The sequence below is a fragment of the Streptomyces sp. NPDC017890 genome (genome assembly GCF_044328675.1).
Lineage (GTDB): Bacteria > Actinomycetota > Actinomycetes > Streptomycetales > Streptomycetaceae > Streptomyces.
Window position 1 is genome coordinate 316,551 of the sequence record NZ_JBIRHU010000003.1, and the last position, 26,099, is coordinate 342,649.

Genomic DNA, 26,099 nt, shown 5'->3' on the forward strand with positions numbered 1-26,099 from the left:
CTGTGTCGTGTTCCGAGTGGTGGGAGAGGCGAAGAACCTATGGGTTGGCTGGCAGCGGGCGGCACCTACGAAGTCGCGCTCGTGGAGGGACGGGTGGCGGCCCGGCTCGCGTCGGGAACGACGCCGGCCGGGCAGGAGGGCGAGCAGCAGCGAAGTCTGCCGGCGGAGATCCGGGACCGCCCCGAAGTCGTCGAACTCCAGCGCTTCGCCGAGTGGCTGGACCGGCACGCGGCCGAGTGCGCGGCACAGGTCACCGACTGGATGGTGTCCTCCCTGCCGGTGCCGACCGGCCTGCTGGCCCGGGTCTGGCCCGACGAGGCATGGCGGGCGGCGCTCCGCGACATCGTTATCGTCGGTGCCACCCCCCAAGAGGTCGGCTTCCTGCGCGACGCGGACGACTCGGGCGAACTGCGGGTGGTGAACCTGGACGGCGAGACCGTCCGCCTGGCGGCTCCGACGGTGACCATGCCCCATCCGGTCCTCCTCCCCGGCCTCGAGGAACTCCGCGCCTTCGCGGCGGAGTCGGGGATGACCCAGGGCGTCGAACAGATCCACCGCGCCACCTGGAGCAAACCCACCGGGACCCACGGCGGGGCCGACCGGATCACCGAGTTCGCCGACGCCGAGTACCGCTCGTGGTTCCACCTCTCCTCCCGTGCCACGTCCCTCGGCTACAAGATCTCCGGCAGCGCCATCGTCGACAGGATCCGGGACGCCGGACGCGTCTTCACCGCCACGGTCGGCATGAGCGATCCCTACACCGAGGAGAAGGCCTGGACCGGCAGCCTGACCTGGAGCGACGCGGACGGGCACCGGCGCCTCCCGCTGACCGAGGTCGGCCCCGTGGCCTGGTCCGAGGGCATGCGCATGGCCGCGGCGCTGCACGCCGGCCGCACCGTGACCACGGACGGCGCCGAGTGAACGGCAGCGGTACGTACATCCACGAAAGGCACGTGAGCATGAGCGACGGTACGTCACGGGACGGGGCGACGGCAGAGGTTGAGGAGCTGCTGCGCGCCGGCGCGGTACTGCCGCCGGGCACCACCGGAGGAGGCGACCGGGCCGTGCCCGTGTTCGCCCGGGCCTACCGGCATCCGGGTCTGGACGGCCGGACCGTGGTACGCCTGATCACCGAGGACGGCACCGGGGACCCGGACACGGGCTTCCTCGGACTCGAGCCCGAGGGCGAACCGGTGGAGGTCGGTGTCGGGCAGCACCGGGCCATGGGCTTCCCCGAGTGGGTGCTGGTCCGTCACCCCTCGGACGGCCACCTGGCGATGTCCCTGGTCGAGGAGATGGACAAGGTCGCGCGGACGGTGAGATCCCGGGCGAAGAAGGCCCGCGCCACCTACGAGTCGATCGGTGAACGGCTCGCGGGTTCCGTACCGCACTTCCTGCCGACCTTCTACGAGCAGGCCGGCCGGGTGTTCCTGGGGGCCGACCAGACGGCCTACGCGTCCCAGATGTTCGTCAACGCACGCAAGGCCGAGACGGCGCACGCGCTGCCGTTCGACGAGGCGCGCATGGACGCGGTGTTCCTCGAGTTCGCCTTGGCCGACGCCGTGCCGACGAAGATCCTCTCCAGCTACGCCAAGGGGCTGACGTCCCGCGTACCGGCCGCGACGGCCTTCCGGCACCTGCGCGGGCTCTTCGTCCGGCTCGCCGCGCACGGCGTGCCGCCGTCGAGTCCGGGCGCGGCCGACCTGCGCAGACTGGCCAAGGCGGTCGCGGGCAGGAACGCGCTCGCCGAGGAGATGGCCTACCTCCGCGAGATACTGCCGCTGCCCGGCACGGTCAAGGCGCCCCCCGGCTGGTGGAAGGCCCACCGGGCCGCCCTGCTGGAACTGGCCCGGCGGGAGCCCGCCGTCCGCGGCACACTGCTCGGGTTGCTGCCGACCGAGTGGGAGCGGGACGAGCTGCCCCAGTGGCTGGACCTTCTGGAGGACTCCGGGGCCACCGCCGGGCTGTGCGACACCACGCTGCCCGCCGAAGTCCGTTCCCCCGACGGCGCGGTCGGATGGATGCGCAGGGTCGTCGCACTGTGCGGTGCAGACGGCCATCAGGCCGCGCCGCCGGAGCTGTATCCGCTCGTCGACCGCATGGCGGGTGCGCTGCGCGCCGAACTCCGGGACCAGGGAGACACCTTCGAGCCTCCGGTCGGCGATGTGAACCTGCTCGACCAGCTTCTGTCCCTGGACATACCGGTGGCGGATCCAGGCGACGGCCACAGGCTCGCGCTGCATACCTGGGCGGCGTCCGAGTACCGGCGGGATCTCCTGGCGCTGGCAGCCGACGCCCGTTTCCATCCGGCGTTCCGGCGAGGCTGTCCCGACGGGCAGTGGGGCAACTACGAGGAGACCGTCGTCAACCTGGCCGCGTCCCCCGGCGGGCGACCGATGCTCGCCCCATGGGTGGCGGAGGCCGCCCGCAAGTACCTCACCAGCGAACTGGCCGAGTTTCTCGGCTACTTCAGCCCGCTGCGCACGCTGTCCTGGCTGCCGGGAGAGGTGCTGGCCGTCGCTGCCGACGAGGTGCGGGAAGCCCTGGGCACCGGCGTCGCACCCGCGCTGGCCCGCACCCTGCGCACCGGCGTCCTCGACGAGTTGGGCTGGCCCGCCTGGGAGGAAGCCCTGCGATCCGCCGCCTCGCGGGAGAAGAACCAGGGGATCAACGTCATCGACGGCTGGCCGTACCTCATCGTCATGTCCGGCGAAGAGGTCCGGGTGATCGGGGCGGAGGGCACGGTTCTCGCATACGAGCCGAACCTCCCGGACGGTCCGGGCCGGCCCTGGTCGTTCACCTGCCAGTACGTCGACGGCGGGCTGTTCGTCTGGTGGTGTGAGCGTACCGACTACACCTGGCAGGGATACTGGCACGACACCACCAACTCGCCGCACGTGACGGTCGGGGGCGACCCCCACACCTGGTGGCCCTGCGAGGTGGACGGGAGCGGCGGAGTCAACGAGGGCATGGCCCCCGCGACGCCGCCCCTCCCCGAGGGCGGCCGGGTCACCGGTCGCGGGGTGCTGCGCCGAGGGGACGCCTTCATACCGCAGACGCGGCGGGTGATCAGTGACGGCACGTCGTACTGGGTGTGGGCCCGGGAGGACGGGGAGAAGGAGAAGTACACCTGGCGCGCGTACGACCCGGTCGGCGACACGGTGGGCGAACCCGGAGCACCGGAGTGGATCGACGGGGCACTGCACACCGCTCCGGAGGGAAGCGCCCTCTCGAACGCCTGGCTGCTGCCCGCCCCCTCCGCCGTACCGGGCCCGGTGTGCGCCCCGGTGGACGGCGTGCTCGGCTGGCGTGTGGTGACCCTCCCCGACGGTTCGCGGCGGGGCGAGGACCTGGCCGGCCGCTCGGTCGTCGTGCCGCCCGCAGCGGGCGCGGACCCGGAACACGCGCTGGTCTTCCCCGGCGCCGACCGGCCCTTGACCGTGATCCACAAGTCCCGCACGGTCCAACTGCTCGACACCGACGGCACGCTGGTCGCCGAGAGCGGGTACGGCTACAGGGCCGGCCCCTTCCACGCGGGTACGGCCCTGCTCCCGCACCTGCGCTACTGGCACCACCTCCAGCCCCGCGACCCGCAGGGGTCCGCTGCGCTCCGCCAGGTCGGCGAGGACACCGCGGCGGCGCTTCTGACAGGGGCCGTGGCCGCGCTGGGCGCTGAGAAGGACGACGAACGGGGGAAGGAACAGGCGGAGACGGACGGCCCGGACGTGGTGTCCGGCCTGGTCCGCACGCTCCTGCCGGAGGTCGGCCACGAGGCGCTGCGCGCGGGCGTCACCGGGGTGGTGCGGTTCGCCGCCGAGCAGCAGCGCACCCTGGACGCGGCGCTGGCCCGGCTCGACTCCGCGATCGCCGGAGTCGTCCCGCAGGAGCCGCGGCCCAAGGTGGGAGACGAGCTGCTCGAGGCGGCGGTCAACGGCGTCGGCCTGACCGGCCGGGGCTGGCGCCCTCATTACTGGGCCAGCGAACACCATCTCTACGACCTGCCGCACCTGCTGGGCAGGTCCATGCGGGGCCCGGCCGAGCCGGCGCCTCCGGGCCGGATCCACCGGCAGCTGGCCGGGCAGAAGTCGCTGGAGAAGATCGACGCCTTGGCTCTGCCCGAGCTGCCCGCGATACTCGCCCTGCGAGCCGGTTCGGCGCCCACCGTGGAGGAGCACCGGCAGGCACTGGACGCGTACCTCGCGGAATTCGACGCGCAGGAACTCACGGACCTGGACCCGGGCCACTGGCGCCGCGTCCGGCTGCGGCTGGACAGGAGCCTGTTCGAGGGGCCCCACGCGGTGCAGGGCAACACGGACGAGACCGTGCTGGACCTCGGCGGCGGTGCGTTCCTGCTCTTTCCCTACCGCGCGTTCGACTTCCTCGGCGAATGGGACTCCGAGGACGACACCACGGGCCATCGCTACGGAGCGGTCTTCCACGATCCGTCCGGCCGTTTCGAGGTACCCGCGCCGTACACGCTGGTCGCCGCGGGGCCGTTCGTGCCGGAGCAGACGCGAGCTCCCGGCTGGGCGGCGGCGTTCCGCGCCGAGCTCGCCGAGCACGGCTCGGCACCCTGGTTCCCGGCGGCTGCCGACGAGTTCGCGCGACTCACCGGCGTCACCCCGACCATGGCACGGCTCGTGGTGGCGGGCATGCCCATGATCGACGACAAGCGCGAGGCGGTGCCCTCCGCGACGCTGAAGGCGATCGGAGTGAAGTCGGCCGACGCGCGCGTGGCCAAGGACGAGCTGCGCTCCCTGGGCGCGGGCGCCCGGCAGGCCGTCGTGGCGGCGCTCCTGCCCACCGAGCCGACGCGGCTGTGGACGGACGGCCCCGACGCCGCCCGCGCGGCCGAGGTCTGGAACGAGCGGCTGGGCCGGCGCACCCCCGTCTGCGAGGAGGTGCTGCACGACGCGGCCCGTACCGTGGTGTCCCCGGGATGGGCACCGCCCGCAGCCCTGCACGGCTTCGTCGACATGACCACCGAGCCCCGCCTGACGCGGGACCTGACCTGGCAGTTCGGTCCCTACTACCTCAAATCCACCGAGAAGACGCCCGGCTTCGACAACAACGTCCTCAAGGGTTCGGTGGCCCTCGCCGCGTGGCTCGCCCACCGGCTCCCGTCCGGCGACCCGGTCCGTGCCACCCTGCCCGGCGTACTGAGCGCGCTGCGCGACCGGCTGGCCCACCCCGGCCTGCTGATCGCCCTGGACCGGAAGATCGACTGGGAGGCGTTCCAACGGGCCGCCGGAGATCCCACGGAGACCGGCGAGGACTTCGTGCGCTACGGCGCTGTCGTACTGGGCACCGGGGGGCCCGAACCCGTCCCCGCCATCCGGCCCGCGCTGCTGGACGCGGCCGGCAACGACCCCCACCTGACGGCGCTGTTCACGGGTGAACGACCGAACGCCCAGGAGACCGCGCTGAGCATGGTCCACGACCGGCGCTTCGCCGAACTGCTCGCCGACCCCGGCAACCCGGTGGCGGGCGAGCGCGACGCGGACGGGCTGTGGTGGCCGCAGGACCCCGCCCGGTCCGTGCCCGACCTGGTCGGCGAGGTCGCCAGGCTGCACGGCATCGGCGAGGACGCCGCCGTCCTCTACCTGATGCTGCTCGCCATGCCGGACCCCACCGACCGCAACACCGCGCGCTGGACCGGCTGGGGCAGGCAACGAGGGGGAACGGCCCGGCTCCGCGCCGCCCGCGCCGAACTCGCGGCCACCGACCTCGTACTCGAGGGCAACCGCTCCAAGGCCGGACGTTCGCTGTTCCTGCCCGGCGGCTGGACCCAGCCCGGCAATCCGCACCTGCCGCTGGAGCGGTGGAAGCTGCCGATGTACGACCTGCTCGACGCCGAAAGCCCGGTACTGGGCGTCGTCGTGCCCACCCGGCCCGTCGCCGGTCTGTACCGCGAGGCCTGGCAGCGGGTCCAGGACGGGGACGGGCCGCGACTGGAGGAACTGGAGGTACCGCGACCGCGCAAGCGCCGCCGCTGAGTTCCGCCACCGGAGGGACGGTCGCCGCGCGCGGCCGTCCCCCCGCCGAACCACTCACGTGGACCCATGACGCAGGAGAAGAGGCGGCCGCCCAGGTGGCCGCGCCGGCGGCCCGCACCCGGCCGTACCTGATCGGCGTACGGCGCCACAGCCGCCGTCTACCTGGCAGGAGCCGAGGCGGCCCTGCGCGACGGGAGCCGGCGCGGATGAGCGGACGAGTCGGCGGCGGGGCCGGCGGGATTCGAACCCGCGGACAGGAGGGGCAGGGCCCGCCCGGTTCCCGTCAGTCGACGTGTGCGGGGCCTCGCCCACGTCGATCGCGATGGGCCGCTCTGCCACGGCCCCGCAGCCTGCGGGCACCGCGCGCTCCCGCTCCGGTCAGCGTAGGGACGCCGTCCCGTCCGGGCGAGGTGTTTTCTCTCCGCCCGCGGGTCACCCCCGCGTACCGCGGGCCCCGCGTCCGTGGCACGTTCCGCCGGGCCGGCCCTACAGCCGAGTCAGGTGCCCGGGCTCCGCCTGCCGGGGCACCAGCACCGGCCCCACCTGACTCGGCCCCACTGTCGCCTGTTGCAGCGCCGTCTGTTCCAGCGCTGCCATGCCCGCCGGCTCCTTCTCCGCCGCTGCCGGTCCCGTAGCCGCCCGTCGTCCAGCACGTTCCTGCCTCGCCGGATCCGGCTCCAGAGCGGGTAGGGCAGCCATCGGTCCGGCGTCATCGGGCCGCCCGGGCGTCGCCCGGCTCAGCTGGACCACGCCCCAGGCGGCCAGCGCCGCACCGGTCAGCGCGAGCAGCACACCGCCCGCGCCGCCCCGCAGCCGCTCACCGAGCAGGGAAAGCCCGATCACCGCGGCGGCCACCGGGTTGGCGAGCGTCACCACCGCCAGCGGGGCGCCGAGCCCACCCCGGTACGCCGTCTGCGACAGCAGCAGCCCGCCCGCCGCGAAGGCCGCCACCAGCAGGGCCACCCCGATCACCTGTGCGCTGAGCAGCGTGCCCGAGCGGTCCGTGACGGCGACCGTGACGGTCTGGGTGAGCGCCGAGGCGACTCCGGAGGCGATGCCGGACGCCGTCGCGTGCCGCAGCCCCGGCCGGGTGCCGGGCCACGACAGCATGCCGATCAGCGCCGCCGTCGCGCCGGAGAGCACCAGCGCCTCGGGCACGCTCAGCACGTCGTCGGGCGCGGGCCCGGACGCGGTGAGCAGCAGCGCGCCCAGCCCCAGCAGCGTCAGCCCGGTGCCCCTCCACTCGACCGCGCTCACTCGCCGGCCCGCCAGCCGCGCCCCCAGGGGCACCGCCGCGACCAGGGTGAGCGCACCGAGCGGCTGGACCACGGTGAGGGGCCCGTACTTGAGGGCGACGACGTGCAGCAGCGCGGCCGACGCGTTGAGCGCGACCGACCACCACCAGGCGCCGGTGGCCAGCATCCGCAGCGCGCCCGCGTTGGCGCTGCGGGAGGCCAGTCGTTCCTGGGCGACGGCCGCGGCGGCGTAGGCGCAGGCGGAGACCAGGGACAGCAGGACGGCGATCGTGGCGGCGCTCATCGGCCCGCCCCCACGAGGTCGTGCCGTTCCGCCGTCGTCCGGGGCCGGAACTCCGGCCGGCGGTGCGGCACGGTGCACCGCGGCCGGTGCCGCAGGCGGATCCCCGCGAGCGCGAGGCCGAGCAGGGCCGCGGCCACGAGCACGTCGAGCCAGTAGTGGTTCGCGGTGCCCACGATCACCAGCAGAGTCACCAGTGGATGCAGCAGCCACAGCCACCGCAGGCGCGACCGCGTCGCGACGATCAGACCGACCGCCAGCATCAGGGCCCAGCCGAAGTGCAGCGAGGGCATCGCCGCGAACTGGTTCGACAACTGGTCGGTGCTCGGCGGGCCGTACACCGAGGGCCCGAACACCCGGGCCGTGTCGATCAGATCGGCGGCGCCGAGCATGCGCGGCGGGGCGAGCGGAAAGAGGAGGTGCAGCACCAGCGCGGCGCCGGTCAGCGCGGCCAGCACCCGGCGGGCCCACACGTAGTGGGCGGGCCGCCGCAGGTACAGCCAGATCAGGAAGGCCGCGGTGGCAGGGAAGTGGACGGTGGCGTAGTAGGTGTTCGCCGCGTGTATCAGGGCGTCGCCGTGCAGGAGCAGGGACTGCACCGTGCCCTCGTCGGGCAGCCGGAGCGCGCGTTCCCAGTCCCGCACGTGGTGGGCGTTGCGGAAGGCCTCGGCGGTGTGGCCGGTCGCCAGCTGCCGGCCGAACTTGTACACGAGGAAGAGACCGGCCACGAGCAGGACCTCACGGACGATCGGCGGGCGCGGGTGTGCGTCCGGTGCCGTTTCTGCAGGCTCGCTGCGGGCGTTCATCCCCCGGCCCCTTCGCTGACGGTGGTGCGTGTGACTCACAGGCGCGGGGGCGTGTGACGGTTCTCATCGATACGACCTCGTTCCGATACGCCAGTGTACCGATACGCTGGTGTACCGGTACACTGACGTATCGATAGACGTACGACACACTGGAGTACAGGCCGCTCGAGCGCCGCTGTACCGCCGCTGGAACCGAGTGAGGAGCAGGGCCGATGACGTCGCAGGCCGCGGACCGACCGGACACGGCCGGCGCCTCGCGCCGCTCCAAGATCACGCCGGAGCGTGAGCAGGAGTTCTTCGACGCCGTGCTCGAACAGATCCGGTCCTGCGGCTACGACGCCGTCACCATGGACGGCATCGCCGCCAGCACCCGGTGCAGCAAGTCCACGCTCTACCGGCAGTGGAAGGGGAAGCCGCAGTTCGTGGCCGCGGCGCTGCGCTCCCACCGCCGGGTGCGCTTCGTCGGCATCGACACCGGGTCGCTCGCCGAGGACCTGCGCCAGGCGGCCCGCGCCGCCGGCGGGGGAGCGGGCAGGGACACCGGGCTGCTCCAGGCGCTCGGCCACGCGGTCATGCAGGACCCGGAACTCCAGTGCGCGCTGCGCGAGGCGCTCGTCGAGCCGGAGATCGCGGCGCTGAGGGGGATCCTCGACCGCGGCGTCGCGCGGGGAGAGGTCCCGGCCGGCCATCCGGCACTGGAGTACGTGCCCGCGCAGATGTTCGGCATGCTGCGGATGCGGCCCCTGGTCGAGGGCGAGGAGGCCGATGCGGAGTACCTCGTCCGGTTCGTGGAGGCCGTCGTGCTGCCTGCCCTCGGCCTGCCCTGAGACTCAGGCCGCCGTCCATGGGATGACTGGACGGTGGCCTGCCCGCGCCGCACCGTGGGGACGGGGGCGGCGCGCACCCCCGGGGGGGGGGGGGGGGGGGGGGGGGGGGGGGGGGGGGGCCCCCCCCCCCGGGGGGGGGGGGCCCCCTGGGGCCCGCCGGCCCCCCCCCCCCGCCCGACTGCTGTCCGGCGGCCGGTCAGACGTCCTGCCCGTTGCCGCCGCCTCCGGAGGAGTCGACCTCGATGCCCTTGGTGATCTCGTCGATGACCGACTGGTTCTCCCCGACGTCGACGCCGAACCGGACGACGACGATGCGCTCGGGGTCGGCGGGCGCCGGGAAGGCGAGCGATTCGACGTAGCCGTCGGCGCCCTTGCCGGTGACCGCCTTCCAGCGGACCAGATAGCCCTTCTGCCCGGCGACCGTGACCGCCTTGGAGGCCAGTTCCTCGTGCGAGGTGATCCCGCCGTAGGACTCACCGCCGTAGGACTCCTCGGCGTTCGCCTCGATGTCGGCCTTCGCGACCTCCTCGGCGGTGCCGCCCTTCGTGCCCAGCACCACCGCGGGAGCCGAGTAGGCGCCTCCCTTGGTACAGGTGGCGGATGTGTCGCCCGGGCACTTGTAGCTGTCCTCGGACGTCACCGTCGCGCCGACCGACAGCTGCTGGCCGGACCAGCCGTCCGGAATGGGCAGGCTGATCCCGCTGACCGGGTCCGTCACCGATCCGCTGTCGATGGTGGGCGGTTCGGACCCGTCGGGGGAGCCGGGCGCGGGCGACTCGCCGCCCTCGCCGCCGCCCGAGTCGCCGAAGGGGCCGTTCTGGCCGCCGGGGCCGCGCCGGTCCGCCTGCGAGGACACGCTGTCGCCGCCCGAACCGTCGTCGGTCAGGACGTACACGCCGACACCGATCCCGGCCAGCACGGCCACGGCGGCGGCGACGGCTATGCCGGTACGCAGCCGGCGCCGCCGCGCGGACGGCGGCTGAACGGGCAGGCCCGGATAGCCCGGGTGCACGGGGTAGGGCGCGGGCACGGCATGGTGCGAGGGCACGGCACCGTGCGCCGGAGGCTGTGCGGGCGGCTGCGCAGGAGGTTCCCACGCGACGGCCGGCCCCGCGGGGCGGACCTGGTCCGTCCACGCCTTGCCGTCCCACCAGCGCTCGGTGGCGGGACCGTCATTCTTCTGTCCGGGGTCCGGGTACCACCCGGGAGGAGTCACCTGCGTCATGTGCCCACCGTATGAGGCGTCGGTGAAAGCGGGATGAGAGACCCCGCGCCGGTCCACCGGAACAGCGCGCCGGAACCGACCGCCCCTCCGGCGCCGCGCACGGCGAGTTGACGCACGTCGCCCGGTACCGCCGCTGATGGCGGCCTCGGCGCGTCGTCCGCGCTTTACCGCATGTCACCCGTCACGGCAACTACCGTCCCGACACCCCACCACTCGCGCGATCGGACGGCTAGGCTCAATGTCTGTACGTCATTCGGGCGACTCGGGGAGGTAGCGGGATGACGGAGGTACGGCGGAGGGCCGCCGCCTCGGCCTCCCTTTGGGAGCGCGACGAGGAAGTCGCCACCCTCACACGGGCGGTCGACATACTGTGCGCGGACCGCTCGTCCCCCGGCAGCCTCCTGGAGGCCCGGGGCGAGGCCGGACTCGGCAAGACCGCGCTGCTCGCCGAGACCCGCCGGATCGCGGAGGCCCGGGGCTGCACCGTCTGGTCGGCGCGCGCCGGCGAGACCCTCAGGTCCGTCCCCTTCAACGTCGTACGCCAACTGCTCCAGCCCGCGCTCGTTTCCATGCTCCCGGAGGAGGCCCGCGAGTACCTCGGCGAGTGGTACGACCTCGCGGGCCCCGCCCTCGGCATCGCGGACCCCGGCGAGCGGCAGGCCGACCCGCAGGGCGTGTGCGACGGCCTGGTCGCCGCCGTACGCCGGCTCGCCCGCCGGGAGTGGCCGCTGGTCCTGTTGATCGACGACGCCCACTGGGCCGATCAGGAGACCCTGCGCTGGCTCGCCGCGTTCGCCGAACGGCTCGACGAGATCTCCGTGCTGGTCGTGATCGCCCGCCGCCCCGGCGACGTCAGCGGCGACAGCGCCCGCCACCTGGACGCGGCCGCCGCCGCCGGCCGCCCCCTCGCCCCGCTGAACGCCCTCACCCCCGACGCGACGGCCGGCCTCACCCGCTCCACGCTGGGCGACCACGCCGACGCCGCGTTCTGCCGCGAGGTGTGGGCCGTCACCGGAGGCAACCCCTACGAGACCGTGGAGCTCCTCGCCAAGGTCCAGGACAGCGAACTCGAACCGGTCGAGGCGGAGGCCGCCGAACTGCGCGCCCTGAACCGCTCCGCCCGGGGTGGCGGTCTCGTCGCCCGCCTGGAGCAACTCGGCGTCGACTCGACCCGGTTCGCCTGGGCCGCCGCCATCCTCGGCAGCGGCATCACCGTCGACATGGTGGCGCGGCTCGCCACCCTCGACCGCGACGAGGCCGCCCGCTGCGCCGAACTGCTGCGCGGCGCGCGCATCCTCGCCGGAGCCGACCCCGCCGCCGGGCAACCGGACGCGGGAGACCTGGAGTTCGTCCACCCGCTGATCGCCACCGCCGTCTACAACTCCATCCCCGACGCGCTGCGCACGGCGATGCACGGCATAGCGGCCCAACTGGTCACCGACTCCCGGCTCGGGGCCGCGGCCGCCTCCCGCCACCTGCTCCGGGTGCATCCCGACGACGACCCGGAAGTCGTCGCCCAGTTGCGTGACGCCGCCCGCGAGCACCTCGCAGTCGGCGCGCCCGACGCAGCCCGCCACTGCCTCGAACGCGCGCTGCTGGAACCGCCGTTGCCCGACATCCACGCCCGCGTGCTCTACGAACTGGGCTGCGCCACCCTCCTCACCGCGCCCGCCACCACCATCGGCCACCTGCGCACCGCCCTCGCCATGCCCGGCCTCGACGGCGACCAACGCGTCAACGCCGTGTTCCGGCTCTCCGAGGCCCTGCTCCACAACAACCAGCTGGAGGAGGCCGTCCGCACCGTCGAGGCGGAGGCCGCCCGGAACCCGGACCCGTCCGCCCGGCTGCGGATGCGGGCCGTCCAGTACATGTGGGAGGGCATCCACCCCGGCGAGACATCCTCACCCGGCCGTTCCGCGCACCTCGCCGAACTCGCCCGGACCTGCACCGGCCGCGACGACACCGAGCGCGCCCTGCTCATCCTGCGCGGATTCGACGCGATGACCCACGGCGAGAACGCCGAGGAGGTCGTCGAGCTGTGCGACCGCACCCTCGTCAACGGCCGCCTCGCTCCCGGGCTGGGCTGGATCGACAACGAGTGGGGCCTGGAACTGCCGATGATGCTGGCCAACTGCTACGCCTACACCGACCGGCTCGACCGCGCCGAGGCACTGTTCACCGAGGCCCTGCGCGCCTACGAGACCGCCGGCTGGAGCGGCGGCCACCTCGCCCTCGCGTACACCTACGTCGGGCTCGGCCATCGCAGGCGGGGCCGTCTCAGGGAAGCCGAGGCGACGCTGCGCGAATCACTTCGCATCGCGGAGCGCGTCGGCCGTGGCCTGCCGCTGTACTGGTCCGCGGTCTGCAACCTGATCGACACACTGCTCGCCCGCGGCCATGTCGAACAGGCCCGGTCCGTCGCCGACACGTACGGCTTCGACCCGCCGTACCCGTCCACGATCGTGCTGCCCGAGCCCCGTTCCGTACGCGGGCGGCTGCTGCTCGCCACGGGCCGCACCAAGGAAGGCATCAACGAACTGGAGGCCGCCGAGAAGGCGGCGACCGCTCGGGGCCGGCACAACCCGGTGGTGTCCCCCTGGGCGACCGAGCTCGCCCGGGCCCTCGCCACGGAGGACCCCGCCCGCGCAGCCCGACTGGCCTCCGACGCCCGCCGCCAGGCCGAGCGCTTCGGCACGGACACCGCCATAGGCGAGGCCCTGCGCTGCGCCGCCGCGCTGGAGACCGGCCAGCGCGCGGTCCGGCTCGCCGCCCAGGCCGTCACCTATCTCGAGGCCTCGCCCTGCCAGTACGAGCACGCCGCCGCCCGCGTGGAGTACGGCATCGCCGCCCGCTCGGCGGCCGAGCTGCACCGCGGCCTGGCGCTGGCGGACTCGTGCGGGCGGACGGGGTGGTGGCGAGAGCCCGCGAGGCACTGGCGGCGGGCCCCGTGAGCTGAGGGCGGAGTCGGACCACGAGGTGAAGCCCGGCTGCTCAGCCGCCGGCGCCCTCCTCCTCGGCCAGCACCCGCTGGGCCGCCGCGAACGCCGAGTTCGCGGCGGGCACCCCGCAGTACACCGCCGTCTGCAGCAGCACCGCGCCGATCTCGTCCGGCGTCAGCCCGTTGCGCCGCGCCGCCCGTACGTGCATGGCCAGCTCCTCGTAGTGGCCGTGCGCGACCAGCGCCGTCATCGTGACCATGCTGCGCTCGCGGCGCGAGAGGGTCTCGTCGGTCCAGATCTCGCCCCAGGCGTAGCGCGAGATGAAGTCCTGGAACCGGGCGGTGAACGGGGTCTGCCGCCCCTGCGCCCGGTCCACGTGCGCGTCGCCGAGCACCTCGCGCCGCACCGCCATGCCCCGCCCGGCGCCGCCGTCGAAGTGCGCCCGCAGCGCGGTCAGCACCGCCTCGGGGCGCTCCGCCGGCGCCAGGTGCGAGGCCCCCGGCAGCTCGGTCAGCGTCGCGTCCGGCACCGCGTCGGCGATCTCCCGCAGATGCGCGGGCGGCGTCGCCGGGTCCTGGCGGCCCGCGATCAGCAGCGTCGGCGCGGTGATCTCGCCGAGCCGGTCCCGCAGGTCGAACGCGGCCAGCGCGTCGCAGCAGGCGGCGTACGCCCCCGGATCGGCGTCCCGGTGGTCCCGCACCAGCGCCGGCACGGTGAACCCCGGCGTGAACCACCGGTCGTCCGCGCTCTGCGCGAGCTTCGCCAGCCCTTCCGCGCGCACCGTCGCGGCCCGCTCCTCCCACGCCTTCGCGCCGTTGAAGTGCGCCGACGAGCAGACCACGGCCAGCGACGACACCCGCTCCGGATGATGCACGGCCAGATGCAGACCCACCGCGCCGCCCAGCGACACCCCGGCGTAGGCGAACCGCTCGACCTCGAGCGAGTCGGCGAGCGCGAGCACCAGGCCGGCGAGGTCACCGACGCTGGCGCCCGGCCCGATGAGCTCCGCCGCCGAACCCCCGTGCCCCGGCAGGTCCCAGCGGATCACCCGGTGCCCGATGGACAGCTCGGGCGCCACCTTGTCCCACAGCGCGTACGAGGTGCCCAGCGAGGGCCCGAGCAGCAGCGGGGGAGCGGAGAGCGGGCCTTCGGACAGGTGGTTGAGCATGGTCAACGTCGCTCCAGAGCACGGTCGGTCAGGGCTCCGGCGGAGCCGGTGTAACGGGCGGGGTCGGACAGGGTTTCGAGATCGAGGCCGGACAACTCCGGGACGTCGGCCAGCAGTTCGCCCAGATCGCGGTCATCGGTGTACGTCCGCCGGGCCAGCTCGGTGAGCAGCGCCTTGGCGCGGGCCCGTCCGAGCACCGGCGCCAGTTCGGCGGAGAGCCGCTCCGACACGATCAGCCCGTGGGTGAGGCCGAGGTGCGCACGCATCGCGTCCGGGCGGACCTGGAGCCCCTCGGCCAGCTCCGCGGCGTCACGGGCCGCGCCGCCGGTCAGCCGCAGCAGGTCACGCAGCGGCTCCCACTCGGCGTGCCAGGCTCCGGCCGGCCGCTCGTCCTCGGCGGACAGTGAGCCGTACAGCGTGGCCGCGAGCTGTGGCGCGCGCCGGGCCGCCGCAGCGATCAGCGTGGACCGTACGGGATTGGCCTTGTGCGGCATCGCCGACGAGCCGCCGCCGCTGCCCTCGGCGACCTCGGACGTCTCGGTACGGGAGAGGGCGAGCACGTCCGCGGCGATCTTCCCGAGCGCCCCGGCGGCGAAGGCCAGGCAACCGGCCAGGTCGGCGACCGGGGTGCGCAGGGTGTGCCAGGGCAACAGAGGGGCCCGGAGCCCGAGTTCACGCGCGTACGCTGCCGGCAGCGCGGTCGGGTCCGGCGCGCCGTACGCTCCGAAGGCGGCCAGGGTGCCCGCCGCGCCGCCGAGTTGGGCGGGCAGCGCGTCACGTACGGCACCGACCCGGTCCCGCGCGTCGAGCACCAGCGTGCGCCAGCCGGCCGCCTTCAGTCCGAAGGTCGTCGGCACGGCGTGCTGGGTGAGCGTCCGGCCGGGCATCGCCGTGTCCCGGTGCTCGGCGGCCAGCCGGGCCAGCGCCCGCTCCGTACGGGCGAGGTCGGCCAGGAGCAGGTCCAGGGTGCGGGCGGCGACCAGCATCGTCGCCGTGTCCAGGATGTCCTGGCTGGTCGCACCCCGGTGCACGTACGGGCCGTACTCCTCGCCGACCGCCTCCGTCAGGTCGGCCACCAGCGGGATCACCGGGTTCCCGCCGCCGCGGGCGCGCCCGGCCAGGGAGCGCAGGTCGTAACGGGCCGGGTCGGCCGCGTCGGCCACCGCGGTCGCCGCCTCGGCGGGGGCGAGGCCCAGCCCGGCCTGAGCACGGGTCAGCGCCGTCTCCGCGTCGAGCAGCGCGCGCAGCCAGGCGTGGTCGTCGGTGGCGTCGGCGGCCGGTGAGCCCGCCCACCCGGGGGCGAGCAGGCCCGTGTCGGGAGCTGATGTCACTGGAACTCCAGGAAGACCGTCTCGCCTTCGCCCTGAAGGCGGATGTCGAAACGGTACGTCCCGTTGCCCTCGTCCGCGGCGATCAGCGTGTCGCGGCGCTCGGAGTCCACCCGGGACAGCAGCGGGTCCGCGGCGAGTGCCGCCTCGTCGCCCGGCAGGTAGATCCGGGTGAAAAGGTGCACGAGCAGCCCGCGCGCGAACACGCACACGCCGACGTACGGCGCGTTCCGCCCGCGCGCCCCGGGCCGCAGCGTGCGCGCGTACCAGTGGCCGTTCGCGTCGGTCTGGATGCGCCCGAAGCCGGTGAACTCCACGCCGTTGCGGCCGAGGAACCCGCCGGAGGCGGGGTCGCGCCGCATCGAGCCGTCGGCCGTCGGCAGGTTGCCGTCCGGGTCCGGACCCCACACCTCCAGGAGCGCGTCCGGCAGCGGGTCGCCCGCGCCGTCGTACACGTATCCGTGGACGGTGACCGTGTCCGGGTGCCCGGCGGGCGCGATGTCCTCGCCGCCGCGGAAGGGCAGCGCGTACCCGTAGAACGGGCCCACCGTGTGCGACGGCGTGGGCAGCGCGTTCTCCGGGCTGCTGGTGTCGATCTTCGTCATGGCGGGTCAGCGTCCTTCTTCGATCCAGGTGGCGTTCGGGCCGTCGAGCACGATGTCCCAGTGGTAGCCGAGCGAGAACTCGGGCACGGACAGGCTGTGGTCGTACGTCGCTATCAGCCGCTGCCGGGCGGCGTCGTCCGTCACGGACTGCAGGATCGGGTCGTACGGGAAGAGCGGGTCGTTCGGGAAGTACATCTGCGTCACGAGCCGCTGCGTGAACGCCGAGCCGAACACCGAGAAGTGGATGTGGGCGGGGCGCCAGGCGTTGACGTGGTTGCGCCACGGGTACGGGCCCGGCTGGACGGTGGTGAAGCGGTAGAAGCCGTCGTCGTCGGAGAGGGTGCGGCCGACGCCGGTGAAGTTCGGGTCCAGCGGGGCGTCGTGCTGCTCGCGCTGGTGGGCGTAGCGGCCGGCCGAGTTCGCCTGCCAAATCTCGACGAGCTGGCCGCGCACGGGCCTGCCGTTCCGGTCGAGGAGGCGTCCGGAGACGGTGATGCGCTCGCCGACCGGCTCCCCGGAGTGCTGCCGGGTCAGGTCGTTGTCGATCCCGGTGATGTCGCGCTCTCCGAAGGCGGGGGAGGCCAGCTCCACCAGCTCGGGGTCCTTGGTGACGTCGATCGCGATCGGCGGCTGCTTCGGGTGGCGCAGCACCGAGGAGCGGTACGGGGCGTAGTCGCGGCGCGGGTGGTGCTCGACGGGCCCGCCGTCGGCGACCCGCTTCTCGTACGCGGCGTGCTCGGCCGCGATCTCCGCGTCGATGTCGTGCTGGGTGAGAGTCATGGGGTTTCCCGTGGGTGACGTGGCTAGCGGTCGAGGACGAGGGCGAGGCCCTGGCCGACGCCGATGCAGAGGGTGGCGACGCCGGTGCCGGAGCCCTTGCGGGCGAGCTGGTGGGCGACGGTGCCGGCGAGGCGGGCACCGGAGGCGCCCAGCGGGTGGCCCAGCGCGATGGCACCGCCCTGGGGATTGAGGATCGCGTGGTCGAACTCGGGCCACTCGGCGACACAGCCCAGCACCTGGGCGGCGAAGGCCTCGTTGAGTTCGAGGACGTCCAGGTCGGCGAAGGTCCGGCCGGCCTTGGCGAGAGCCCGGCCCACGGCCTCGACGGGGGCGAGGCCGAAGTAGTGCGGGTCGGTCGCCGAGACACCGGTGGCCCGGACGCGGGCGAGCGGCTCGCGGCCGGTGGCTTTGAGGCCCTCCTCGTCGACGAGGAGGAGGGCCGCCGCGCCGTCGTTGAGCGGCGAGGCGTTCCCGGCGGTGACCGTGCCGTCGGCGGTCTTCCGGAACGACGGCTTGAGCTTCGCCATCGCCTCCAGCGAAGCGGTCGGGCGTACGCACTCGTCGGCGGCGAAGTCCACCGGGTCGCCCTTGCGCCGCGGCACCGGAACCGGCGCGAGCTCGCCGTCGAAGAGGCCGTCGGCCTGGGCGCGAGCGGCCTTGTGGTGGGAGGCGAGGGCGTACTCGTCCTGCTGCTCGCGGGAGATCCCGTGCTTGTCGGCGATCAGCTCCGCGGACTCCCCGAGGGGGATGGTCCACTGCGGGTCCATCCTCGGGTTGACCATGCGCCAGCCCAGGGTGGTGGAGTACAGCTCGGTGTGCCCGGCGGGAAAGGGCCGGTCCGACTTGGGCAGCACGTACGGCGCCCGGGTCATCGACTCCACACCGCCCGCCAGGGCGATGTGGGCGTCGCCGACGGCGACGGCACGGGCGGCCTGGATCACCGCTTCGAGGCCGGAGGCGCACAGCCGGTTCACGGTCACGCCGGGGACGGTGGTGGGCAGGCCGGCCAGCAGTCCCGCCATGCGGGCGACGTTGCGGTTCTCCTCGCCGGCGCCGTTGGCGTTGCCGAGGTACACGTCCTCGATCCGGGAGGGGTCCAGGTCCGGGGTGCGGGCGAGGAGTTCACGGATGGCGTGCGCGGCCAGGTCGTCCGGGCGCACGCCCGCCAGAGAACCGTTGTACTTGCCGAACGGTGTGCGCACCGCGTCGACGATGTAGACGTCCTTCACTTCAGGTCCTCCGCGATGACGAGCTCGGCGTCGGTCTTGGCGACGACCTCGTCGACGCCCACGCCCGGTGCGGTCTCGACCAGGAGCAGGCCGTCCCCCGTGACGTCGAGGACGCCGAGGTCGGTGATGACCCGGTTCACACACGCTTTGCCCGTGAGCGGCAGCGCGCACTCCTGCATGATCTTGGGCGAGCCGTCCTTGGCGGTGTGGGTCATCACCACGATCACCGTGCGGGCACCGTGGACGAGGTCCATCGCGCCGCCGATCCCAGTGACCATCTTGCCCGGAACGGCCCAGTTCGCCAGATCGCCGGCGGCCGAGACCTGCATGGCCCCCAGTACGGCGACGTCGATGTGCCCGCCCCGGATCATGCCGAAGGACAGCGCCGAGTCGAAGAAGGAGGCGCCCGGCAGGACCGTCACCGTCTCCTTGCCCGCGTTGATCAGGTCCGGGTCCACCTCCGCCTCGGTCGGATACCGGCCGGTGCCCAGGATGCCGTTCTCGGACTCCAGGGTCACCTCCACACCTTCCGGGAGGTAGTTCGGGATCAGCGTCGGCAGGCCGATGCCGAGGTTGACGTACTGTCCGTCCCGCAGTTCCCGGGCCGCTCGCGCGGCCATCTGTTCACGCGTCCAGGCCATCAGGAACTCACCGTCCGCCGCTCGATCCTCTTGTCCGCGGCCTGTTCGGCCGTGAGCGCCACCACCCGCTGTACGAAGATCCCCGGCAGATGCACCGCGTCCGGGTCGATCTCACCGGGCTCGACCAGCTGCTCCACCTCGGCGACCGTCACCCGCCCGGCCGTCGCCGCCAGCGGGTTGAAGTTCCGGGACGACTTGGCGAACACCAGGTTTCCGTGCCGGTCGCCCTTCGCCGCCCGTACCAGCGCGAAGTCGGTGCGGATCCCGCGCTCCAGCACGTACTCCGTCCCGTCGAACTCGCGGACCTCCTTCGGCGGCGAGGCCAGCGCGACCCCGCCGGAGCCGTCGTAGCGCCACGGCAGCCCGCCGTCAGCGACCTGAGTGCCCACCCCCGCCGGGGTGTAGAAGGCGGGAATCCCGGCTCCGCCGGCCCGCAGCCGCTCGGCCAGCGTGCCCTGCGGGATCAGCTCCACCTCCAGCTCCCCGCCCAGGTACTGCCGCGCGAACTCCTTGTTCGCCCCGATGTAGGACCCGGTCACCCGGGCGATCCGCCCCGCGGCCAGCAGCACCGCCAGCCCCGAGTCCATCGCCCCGCAGTTGTTGGATACCACCGACAACCCGCCGGTCCCACGCTCGTACAGCGCCTGGATCAGCACGTTCGGCACACCGCTCAGCCCGAAGCCGCCCACCGCGAGCGATGCGCCCTCCGGCACGTCGGCCACTGCCTCGGCGGCTGTGGCCACCACCTTGTCCATCCGAGAAGCCCCATCTCTTCCAAGCACCCCGGATCGCGGACTGATCGTGCGAATTAGTCAGGGCACTGAGTATTTCAGCGAGGTTCCCCACACGCTGCCACCGGACGGCCGAGGCGTCAAGACCTCGCAAAACACGTGGTGGATCGCCCGGTGTGGCATCGGGCTGTTCTCACTCGTTCCGAGGTATCGTCAGTGCACCGACGAAAATGACCACAGGAGCGCACATGGCCGCGGTCGACCTGACCACCCATCCCGGGCACCTGGCCCGGCGGCTGCAGCAGGCGCACTACCTGCTGTGGAACACGATGGTCTCGGAGGAGATCACCTCGCCGCAGTTCGCGGTCCTCAACGCGCTCGTCAGCGAGCCGAACCGTCTGGACCAGCGAACCGTGGGGGAAAGGGTGGGCCTGGACAGGTCCACCATCGCCGAGGTGATCAGCCGGCTCGGCCGCCGCGGACTGCTGGACAAGGTCCGCGACCCGCAGGACGGCCGCCGCTTCCTGCTGCGCCTGACCGACGACGGCCTGCGCGTCCACCGCAAGCTGGCGGTGCGTACGGCCCGGATGAACCAGGTCTTCCTAGCCCCGCTCTCCGCCGACGAGCAGGCCGTGTTCTTCGACCTCATCCGGCGGGTCGCGGACGCCGCCGAAGGGCTCCGCAACCCGGCCGAGCCCGCGGCGGTCCCGGGCTGATCACGACCGCTTCGTCGTATGCGCCGTATCGGCGAACACCACCCACACCTGGCCTTCGGCGAAGTTCAGCGGGGAGCCGTCCTCGGCGGTGAAGGATGTTCCGTCCGCGGCCGCCTCGCGTTTCCAGGCCGCCCGGTACGCGCGACCGTCGCGCAGCACCTCCGCCTGTCCGGAGCCCACCGACTCGACGTACGGCGAGACGCTGCCCCGGAAGTCGTGGAAGTCCGACTCACGTACGTTCACGTGCTGCACGACGACCGTCGCCGGCGACAGACGCCCGCCGTCCGCCGACCTGGCCGGGGCGCCGTCCATGGAGACCAGCCAGCGGTCACGCCGGTCGGACCAGGAGAAGGTGAAGGACGCCGACGGGTAGCGCACCGTGCGCGAGGACTCGGCTTCGCCACCCTCGGGGGCCGCTCCGTAGTGGAAACCCGTGGTCAGGGCGTCGGCGCCCGCGGGTGACGGCTGCAGCCGGCCGGGCCGCAGATAGAGATTGTGCGGGGCCGGCCGGCCGTCGTCGCGGACGTAGGCGTCCGACTCCTCGCCCGGCCTCGGCGGCTCCGCGCGCACCGGCGCCTTGTCGATGAGCGGCAGCAGCTTGCGCTGCGCACCGGAGAACGCCAGCGTCGGCCGGTCGAACTGGCGCAGCAGTTCCAGGTCGGATTCGCGGGCGCTGCGCACCGGTCCGACCGACTCGGGCAGCTCGGTCGCGTAGATCGCCATCAGGCGGCTCAGTCCGCCCTCCACCGGTTCCGCATAGACCACGTCCGCGGCGTCCAGGCCCCTCTGCGGACGGGCCGCCGGTACGTTGTCGACCTTCACTGCGAGCACCGGGCCGACCGGGCCGGCCGGGCTGCTCGCCGAGCTGTGCGGGCGCCTCGGACGCGGTGCCTGTCCGTCCTCCTCGGCGGCCCCCGGCCCGGCCTCGCAGCCCGCCGCCAGCGAGACCGCCACCGCCGCGGTCAGCAGGGCCCCGCCGCGCCGCCCGCGCGTCCTTCGTCGCATCCCGACCACCTGTCCACCCATTCTGTGTCACTTATTGTGCAGTTTTTGAAGCATTTAGCTCCATACCTGACCGGATCTGATACGGCATGCGGAACGCGGCACATAATCCGCTGTTCGGACGAAACCGGCGACGGTTCGGTGGAGGGCGCCTCGGGTACCCGGCCGCCACGCAGAACCGAAGCGCACGGCGACGGAGGGAGCGCGAGGCGATGAAGGCAGTGACGTGGCAGGGCAAGAGGGACGTGCGGGTGGAGGACGTGCCCGACCCGAAGATCCAGGAGCCGACGGACGCGGTCATCCGCGTCACGTCCTCCGGGCTGTGCGGCTCCGACCTGCACTTGTACGAGGTGCTGACGCCGTTCATGACTCCGGGCGACATCCTGGGCCACGAGCCCATGGGCATCGTGGAGGAGGTCGGCCCCGAGGTGACCGGACTGCGGCCCGGCGACCGGGTCGTGGTGCCGTTCCAGATCGCGTGCGGGCACTGCTTCATGTGCGGCACCGGACTGCCGACCCAGTGCGAGACCACCCAGGTCACCGGCGAGGGCATGGGCGCCCCGCTGTTCGGCTACACCCGCCTGTACGGTGCCGTCCCCGGCGGCCAGGCCGAGTACCTGCGGGTGCCGCAGGCCCAGTACGGCCCGATCAAGGTTCCCCAGGGTCCGGCCGACGACCGCTTCGTCTACCTCTCGGACGTCCTCCCCACCGCCTGGCAGGCGGTCCGGTACGCCGCCGTACCGCAGGGCGGCAGCGTCGCCGTGCTCGGCCTCGGCCCGATCGGCGACATGGCCTGCCGGATCGCCCGGGCCGAGGGAGTCGGGCGGGTGTTCGGCGTCGACCTCGTGCCGGAGCGGCTGCGGCGAGCCCGCGAACGGGGCGTGGAGACGTACGACCTGCGCTCCTTCGACAGCGAGAAGGAACTGGTCGCGGCGATCCAGGACGAGACCGGAGGCCGCGGTCCCGACGCCGTGATCGACGCCGTCGGCACCGAGGCGCACGGCGGCGTCGTCGCCAAGCTGGTCCAGTCGACCGCCGCGGTGATGCCCCGGGCCGTGGGCGGCCCGCTGGCGGAGCGCTTCAGCGTCGACCGGCTCGCCGCCCTGTACACCGCCATCGAACTGGTGCGCCGCGGCGGCACGATCTCGCTGTCCGGCGTGTACGGCGGCATGGCCGACCCGATGCCGATGCTCACCCTGTTCGACAAGCAGATCCAGCTGCGGATGGGGCAGGCCAACGTACGCCGCTGGAGCGACGAGATCATCCCCTATCTGACGGACGAGGACCCGCTCGGTGTCGACGACTTCGCCACCCACCGCGTGCCGCTGACGGAGGCGCCGCACGCGTACGAGATGTTCCAGAAGAAGCAGGACGGCGCGGTCAAGGTGCTGTTGAAGCCGTAAGGCCCCGGGGCGCCCTCAGCTGGCGCCGAGGATCTCCGCCAGGTCGTAGCGGACCGGCTCCTCCAGCTGGGCGTAGGTGCAGCTCTCCGGCGTCCGGTCCGGGCGCCATCTGCGGAAGCGGGCCGTGTGCCTGAAGCGCGCCCCGTTCTCCATGTGGTCGTACGCCACCTCGACGACCAGCTCCGGCCGCAGCGGCACCCACGACAGGTCCTTCTTGCCCGACCAGCGGCTGGGGGCGCCCGGCAGCCGGGCCGACTCGTGCGCCGATTCCTCGGCCCAGGCGGCCCACGGATGGCCCCGGACGTCGTCCATGCGCAGCGGTTCCAGCTCCTCCACCAGCTCCGCGCGCCGCTTCATGGTGAAGGCCGCGCTCACGCCCACGTGCTGGAGGACGCCCCGGTCGTCGTAGAGGCCGAGCAGGAGCGAGCCGACGACGGGGCCGCTCTTGTGGAGGCGGTAACCGGCGACCACGACGTCCGCCGTGCGCTCGTGCTTGATCTTGAACATCGCCCGCTCGTCCTGGCGGTAGCGGAGGTCGAGCGGCTTGGCGACGACGCCGTCGAGCCCCGCCCCCTCGTACTGCTCGAACCACCTCCGCGCCACCTCGATGTCGTCCGTCGCCGGTGCCACGTGTACGGGCGGTGTCACCCCGGACAGCGTCCGGACCAGCAGTGCCCGCCGGTCGGTCAGGGGCACGTCGAGCAGGGACTCGTCGTCCAGTGCCAGCAGGTCGAAGGCCACCAGCGAGGCCGGTGTCCGCTCGGCCAGCGTGCGCACCCGGGAGTCCGCCGGATGGATCCGCTCGGTGAGCGCGTCGAAGTCCAGATGCCCCTCCCGGGCGATCACGATCTCCCCGTCCACCACGCACCGCTCGGGCAACCGCTCCCGCACCGCCTCCACCAGCTCCGGAAAGTACCTGGTCAACGGCTTACCCGTACGGCTGCCGAGCTCGACCTCGGCGCCGTCGCGGAACACGATCGACCGGAACCCGTCCCACTTCGCCTCGTAGTGCATGCCCGGCGGGATCTTCGCCACGGACTTGGCGAGCATCGGCTTCACGGGCGGCATGACGGGCAGATCCATGGTCCGACTGTATGAGCGGTCCGTGGTCCTCGCCTGTTAGGCTTGTGGGGTGATCAGGCTCTTCTACCCGTACATCTGATACCGCCCCGGGAGACCGGGCGCCGATGCCACCGCGCGTACGCGGTGTGATTCCGGCCGCCCGTCAGGGTCCCCGGGTTCGGCTGTTGCGCGGCCTTCACTCACGCCGCTCCGTCGCGCGCCGATGACCCCTCCCTCCGTATCGGTCACCTGTCCACGCCTTCCGATATGGCGGACCACGCATGTCTCAGCCCATTTCCGGCACCTCCACCTGCCCATCCACCCCGTCCGGTACCGGCTCGGAATCCGGCTCCGGTGCGTTCCAGGTCGTCCTGGACGACGTCGTCCGCGCGCCCGGAGGCCGGCCCTTGCTGGACGGCGTGCACCAGTCCGTGGCGTTCGGCGAGCGCATCGGCGTCATCGGCGAGAACGGCACCGGCAAGTCGACCCTGCTGCGCCTGCTGGCCGGCCTCGACCGCCCGGACGCGGGCCGGATCCGCGTCCACGCTCCGGGCGGCGCCGGATACCTGCCGCAGACCCCCGACCTCCCCCCGGAAGACACCGTCCAGGACGCCGTCGACCACGCCCTGGCCGACCTGCGCGCCCTGGAGCACGCGCTGCGCCGGGCCGAGCAGGCGCTCGCGAAATCCGGACCCGACGAACTCGACGCCCTGCTCGCCTCGTACGGGGAACTGCTGGAGGCGTTCGAGGCGCGGGACGGCTACGCGGCCGACGCCCGCGTCGAAGCCGCCATGCACGGACTGGGCCTCCAGCGCATCACGCCCGACCGGCGGCTGGGCAGCCTTTCCGGCGGCGAGCAGGCCCGTCTCAACCTGGCCTGTCTGCTGGCGGCCGCACCGCAGCTGCTGCTGCTCGACGAGCCCACCAACCACCTCGACGTCCCGGCCGTTCAGTGGCTGGAGGAGTACCTGCGCTCCCACCGCGGCAGCGTGCTGGCGGTCTCCCACGACCGTGTCTTCCTGGAACGCGTCGCCACCGCCCTGTGGGAGGTGGACGGCGAACGCCGCACCGTCCACCGGCACGGCGGCGGCTACGCGGGATACCTCCGGGCCAAGGCGGGCGCCCGGCGCCGCTGGGAGCAGGAGTACGCCGACTGGCAACAGGAGTTGGCGGAGCAGCGCGCCCTGGCCCGCCGCGCCGCCGACACCATGACCGCCGGGCCCCGGCGCAGGACCAACGCCGACCGCGACAACCAGCGTCACCAGCGCAGCGTGGAGAAGCAGATCTCCGCGCGCGTCCGGCAGGCGAAGGAGCGGGTGCGGCGACTGGAGGAGAACCCGGTGCCGCGGCCGCCGGCGCCCCTGCGCTTCGGTGCCCGGGTCGCGGGCGGCGATGCCGGCCACAAGGGGGCGGTCGCCGATCTCCACCGGGTCGCCGTGGGCGACCGGCTCGACGTCCACGGCTTCACCGTCGAACCGGGCGAACGCGTCCTGGTCACCGGGGCGAACGGCGCCGGCAAGAGCACGCTGCTGCGGGTCCTCGCCGGCGACCTGACCCCCGACCGAGGCACGTGCGCGCGCCCCGACCGCGTCGGCTGGCTGCCCCAGGAGACCGCGATCACGGATCCGCGGCGCACCCTGCTGGCCGCGTTCGCCGCCGGACTGCCCGGCGACCCCGAGGAACATCACGGCTCCCTCCTCGGCTTCGGTCTGTTCCGGCCGTCCGACCTGACGACGGCGGTCGGTGACCTGTCCACGGGGCAGCTGCGCCGACTGGCGCTGGCCCGTCTGCTGCGCGACCCGGTGGACCTGCTGCTGCTGGACGAGCCGACGAACCACCTCTCGCCCGCGCTGGTGGAGGACTTCGAGGAGGCCCTGCACCACTACCGCGGCGCACTGGTGGTGGTCTCGCACGACCGCATGGTCGCCCGGCGGTTCACCGGCCGCCGGGTCCGGATGAGCAACGGGAGCCTGGCCGAGTAGAGAGGACCGCGTGACGGAGCCGTGAGCAGGAGCGGGGGAGTGCTCGTCCCGAGGATCCCCGCGGGGCGGCGGCGACGGCGGGCCCGGGGTGCGGGGCCTGCCGCCCCGCACCCCGGGCCCGGG

At 73.4% G+C, this 26,099-nt stretch carries 18 protein-coding genes, 1 tRNA gene and 1 pseudogene; 7 read left to right on the forward strand and 13 right to left on the reverse strand.

Annotated elements, in window-relative coordinates:
• Positions 1-39 precede the first annotated feature (39 nt).
• Entirely contained in the window at positions 40-921 is an 882-nt protein-coding gene (locus ACH4F2_RS06280; RefSeq protein ID WP_398131508.1) for a DUF4132 domain-containing protein, read from the forward strand.
• Positions 922-959: 38 nt separating this feature from the next.
• The gene (locus ACH4F2_RS06285; RefSeq protein WP_398131509.1) at positions 960-5,996 is read left to right on the forward strand and encodes a DNA-binding protein; all 5,037 of its coding nucleotides are present in this window, start codon (positions 960-962) and stop codon (positions 5,994-5,996) included.
• 226 nt (positions 5,997-6,222) lie between these two features.
• On the opposite strand, the gene ACH4F2_RS06290 is transcribed toward ACH4F2_RS06285, so the two are convergent.
• The 3 genes from ACH4F2_RS06290 to ACH4F2_RS06300 form a co-directional block, all read right to left on the reverse strand.
• Positions 6,223-6,341 (reverse strand) — tRNA-Arg (locus ACH4F2_RS06290).
• A 141-nt stretch (positions 6,342-6,482) separates the two neighbouring features.
• Positions 6,483-7,535 carry a hypothetical protein gene (locus ACH4F2_RS06295; RefSeq protein ID WP_398131510.1) on the reverse strand — a complete coding sequence of 351 codons (1,053 nt, stop codon included), beginning with the start codon at positions 7,533-7,535 and terminating at the stop codon, positions 6,483-6,485.
• Positions 7,532-8,338, reverse strand: coding sequence for a phosphatase PAP2 family protein (locus tag ACH4F2_RS06300; protein WP_398131511.1), 807 nt, complete (start codon positions 8,336-8,338; stop codon positions 7,532-7,534). The genes ACH4F2_RS06295 and ACH4F2_RS06300 overlap by 4 nt, the downstream gene beginning before the upstream one ends.
• A 212-nt stretch (positions 8,339-8,550) precedes the next feature.
• Between ACH4F2_RS06300 and ACH4F2_RS06305 the strand changes: the two genes are divergently transcribed.
• Positions 8,551-9,165, forward strand: a complete 615-nt coding sequence (locus ACH4F2_RS06305; protein WP_398131512.1) for a TetR/AcrR family transcriptional regulator — start codon at positions 8,551-8,553, stop codon at positions 9,163-9,165.
• Between the two features lie 196 nt (positions 9,166-9,361).
• On the opposite strand, the gene ACH4F2_RS06310 is transcribed toward ACH4F2_RS06305, so the two are convergent.
• Positions 9,362-10,390: a DUF2510 domain-containing protein gene (locus ACH4F2_RS06310; protein ID WP_398131513.1), complete on the reverse strand. Its 1,029-nt coding sequence runs from the start codon at positions 10,388-10,390 to the stop codon at positions 9,362-9,364.
• A gap of 278 nt (positions 10,391-10,668) precedes the next feature.
• Between ACH4F2_RS06310 and ACH4F2_RS06315 the strand changes: the two are divergent.
• Positions 10,669-13,346, forward strand: a pseudogene (locus tag ACH4F2_RS06315) (ATP-binding protein).
• 35 nt (positions 13,347-13,381) lie between these two features.
• On the opposite strand, the gene pcaD reads toward ACH4F2_RS06315, so the two are convergent.
• From pcaD to ACH4F2_RS06350, 7 genes are read right to left on the reverse strand one after another with little or no spacing between them, the layout of a single operon-like run.
• On the reverse strand, positions 13,382-14,497 hold the full coding sequence (pcaD, locus tag ACH4F2_RS06320) for a 3-oxoadipate enol-lactonase (RefSeq protein ID WP_398131593.1): 1,116 nt from the start codon (positions 14,495-14,497) through the stop codon (positions 13,382-13,384).
• Between the two features lie 2 nt (positions 14,498-14,499).
• Complete coding sequence (gene pcaB, locus ACH4F2_RS06325; protein ID WP_398131514.1) at positions 14,500-15,828, reverse strand: 3-carboxy-cis,cis-muconate cycloisomerase; 1,329 nt, start codon at positions 15,826-15,828, stop codon at positions 14,500-14,502.
• Positions 15,825-16,430: a protocatechuate 3,4-dioxygenase subunit alpha gene (gene pcaG / locus ACH4F2_RS06330; RefSeq protein ID WP_398131515.1), complete on the reverse strand. Its 606-nt coding sequence runs from the start codon at positions 16,428-16,430 to the stop codon at positions 15,825-15,827. Before pcaG ends, pcaB begins: the two co-directional genes overlap by 4 nt.
• 6 nt (positions 16,431-16,436) lie before the next feature.
• On the reverse strand, positions 16,437-17,210 hold the full coding sequence (gene pcaH / locus ACH4F2_RS06335) for a protocatechuate 3,4-dioxygenase subunit beta (RefSeq protein ID WP_398131516.1): 774 nt from the start codon (positions 17,208-17,210) through the stop codon (positions 16,437-16,439).
• A 23-nt stretch (positions 17,211-17,233) separates the two neighbouring features.
• A complete protein-coding gene (locus ACH4F2_RS06340) occupies positions 17,234-18,439 on the reverse strand; it encodes a thiolase family protein (RefSeq protein WP_398131517.1) in 1,206 nt (401 codons plus the stop codon).
• A complete protein-coding gene (locus ACH4F2_RS06345; protein WP_398131518.1) occupies positions 18,436-19,080 on the reverse strand; it encodes a CoA transferase subunit B in 645 nt (214 codons plus the stop codon). Before ACH4F2_RS06345 ends, ACH4F2_RS06340 begins: the two co-directional genes overlap by 4 nt.
• Positions 19,080-19,835: a CoA transferase subunit A gene (locus tag ACH4F2_RS06350; protein ID WP_398131519.1), complete on the reverse strand. Its 756-nt coding sequence runs from the start codon at positions 19,833-19,835 to the stop codon at positions 19,080-19,082. The genes ACH4F2_RS06345 and ACH4F2_RS06350 overlap by 1 nt, the downstream gene beginning before the upstream one ends.
• Before the next feature lie 224 nt (positions 19,836-20,059).
• Here ACH4F2_RS06350 and ACH4F2_RS06355 point away from each other — a divergent pair, with 224 nt between their 5' ends.
• Positions 20,060-20,527 carry a MarR family winged helix-turn-helix transcriptional regulator gene (locus ACH4F2_RS06355; protein ID WP_398131520.1) on the forward strand — a complete coding sequence of 156 codons (468 nt, stop codon included), beginning with the start codon at positions 20,060-20,062 and terminating at the stop codon, positions 20,525-20,527.
• Here ACH4F2_RS06355 and ACH4F2_RS06360 read toward each other — a convergent pair whose 3' ends face one another.
• Positions 20,528-21,532: a DUF3048 domain-containing protein gene (locus ACH4F2_RS06360; RefSeq protein WP_398131521.1), complete on the reverse strand. Its 1,005-nt coding sequence runs from the start codon at positions 21,530-21,532 to the stop codon at positions 20,528-20,530.
• A gap of 209 nt (positions 21,533-21,741) precedes the next feature.
• On the opposite strand from ACH4F2_RS06360, the gene ACH4F2_RS06365 reads away from it, so the two are divergent.
• Positions 21,742-22,932 (forward strand): zinc-dependent alcohol dehydrogenase, encoded by a 1,191-nt coding sequence (locus ACH4F2_RS06365; RefSeq protein WP_398131522.1) that lies wholly within the window; start codon positions 21,742-21,744, stop codon positions 22,930-22,932.
• 15 nt (positions 22,933-22,947) lie between these two features.
• Here the strand turns inward: ACH4F2_RS06365 and ACH4F2_RS06370 are convergent, their stop codons facing one another.
• Complete coding sequence (locus ACH4F2_RS06370; RefSeq protein WP_398131523.1) at positions 22,948-24,015, reverse strand: ATP-dependent DNA ligase; 1,068 nt, start codon at positions 24,013-24,015, stop codon at positions 22,948-22,950.
• Positions 24,016-24,275: 260 nt separating this feature from the next.
• Here ACH4F2_RS06370 and ACH4F2_RS06375 point away from each other — a divergent pair, with 260 nt between their 5' ends.
• Positions 24,276-25,976, forward strand: a complete 1,701-nt coding sequence (locus ACH4F2_RS06375) for a TlrC/CarA/OleB/SrmB family ABC-F type ribosomal protection protein (protein WP_398131524.1) — start codon at positions 24,276-24,278, stop codon at positions 25,974-25,976.
• Positions 25,977-26,099: the final 123 nt, after the last annotated feature.

Bases quoted from the DNA above. Each gene is read 5' to 3' on its own strand.
- ACH4F2_RS06280 (WP_398131508.1), top strand. From the start codon at position 40: ATGGGTTGGCTGGCAGCGGGCGGCACCTACGAAGTCGCGCTCGTGGAG.
- ACH4F2_RS06285 (WP_398131509.1), top strand. From the start codon at position 960: ATGAGCGACGGTACGTCACGGGACGGGGCGACGGCAGAGGTTGAGGAG.
- ACH4F2_RS06295 (WP_398131510.1), bottom strand. From the start codon at position 7,535: ATGAGCGCCGCCACGATCGCCGTCCTGCTGTCCCTGGTCTCCGCCTGC.
- ACH4F2_RS06300 (WP_398131511.1), bottom strand. From the start codon at position 8,338: ATGAACGCCCGCAGCGAGCCTGCAGAAACGGCACCGGACGCACACCCG.
- ACH4F2_RS06305 (WP_398131512.1), top strand. From the start codon at position 8,551: ATGACGTCGCAGGCCGCGGACCGACCGGACACGGCCGGCGCCTCGCGC.
- ACH4F2_RS06310 (WP_398131513.1), bottom strand. From the start codon at position 10,390: ATGACGCAGGTGACTCCTCCCGGGTGGTACCCGGACCCCGGACAGAAG.
- pcaD (WP_398131593.1), bottom strand. From the start codon at position 14,497: ATGCTCAACCACCTGTCCGAAGGCCCGCTCTCCGCTCCCCCGCTGCTG.
- pcaG (WP_398131515.1), bottom strand. From the start codon at position 16,430: ATGACGAAGATCGACACCAGCAGCCCGGAGAACGCGCTGCCCACGCCG.
- pcaH (WP_398131516.1), bottom strand. From the start codon at position 17,210: ATGACTCTCACCCAGCACGACATCGACGCGGAGATCGCGGCCGAGCAC.
- ACH4F2_RS06345 (WP_398131518.1), bottom strand. From the start codon at position 19,080: ATGGCCTGGACGCGTGAACAGATGGCCGCGCGAGCGGCCCGGGAACTG.
- ACH4F2_RS06350 (WP_398131519.1), bottom strand. From the start codon at position 19,835: ATGGACAAGGTGGTGGCCACAGCCGCCGAGGCAGTGGCCGACGTGCCG.
- ACH4F2_RS06355 (WP_398131520.1), top strand. From the start codon at position 20,060: ATGGCCGCGGTCGACCTGACCACCCATCCCGGGCACCTGGCCCGGCGG.
- ACH4F2_RS06360 (WP_398131521.1), bottom strand. From the start codon at position 21,532: ATGCGACGAAGGACGCGCGGGCGGCGCGGCGGGGCCCTGCTGACCGCG.
- ACH4F2_RS06365 (WP_398131522.1), top strand. From the start codon at position 21,742: ATGAAGGCAGTGACGTGGCAGGGCAAGAGGGACGTGCGGGTGGAGGAC.
- ACH4F2_RS06370 (WP_398131523.1), bottom strand. From the start codon at position 24,015: ATGGATCTGCCCGTCATGCCGCCCGTGAAGCCGATGCTCGCCAAGTCC.
- ACH4F2_RS06375 (WP_398131524.1), top strand. From the start codon at position 24,276: ATGTCTCAGCCCATTTCCGGCACCTCCACCTGCCCATCCACCCCGTCC.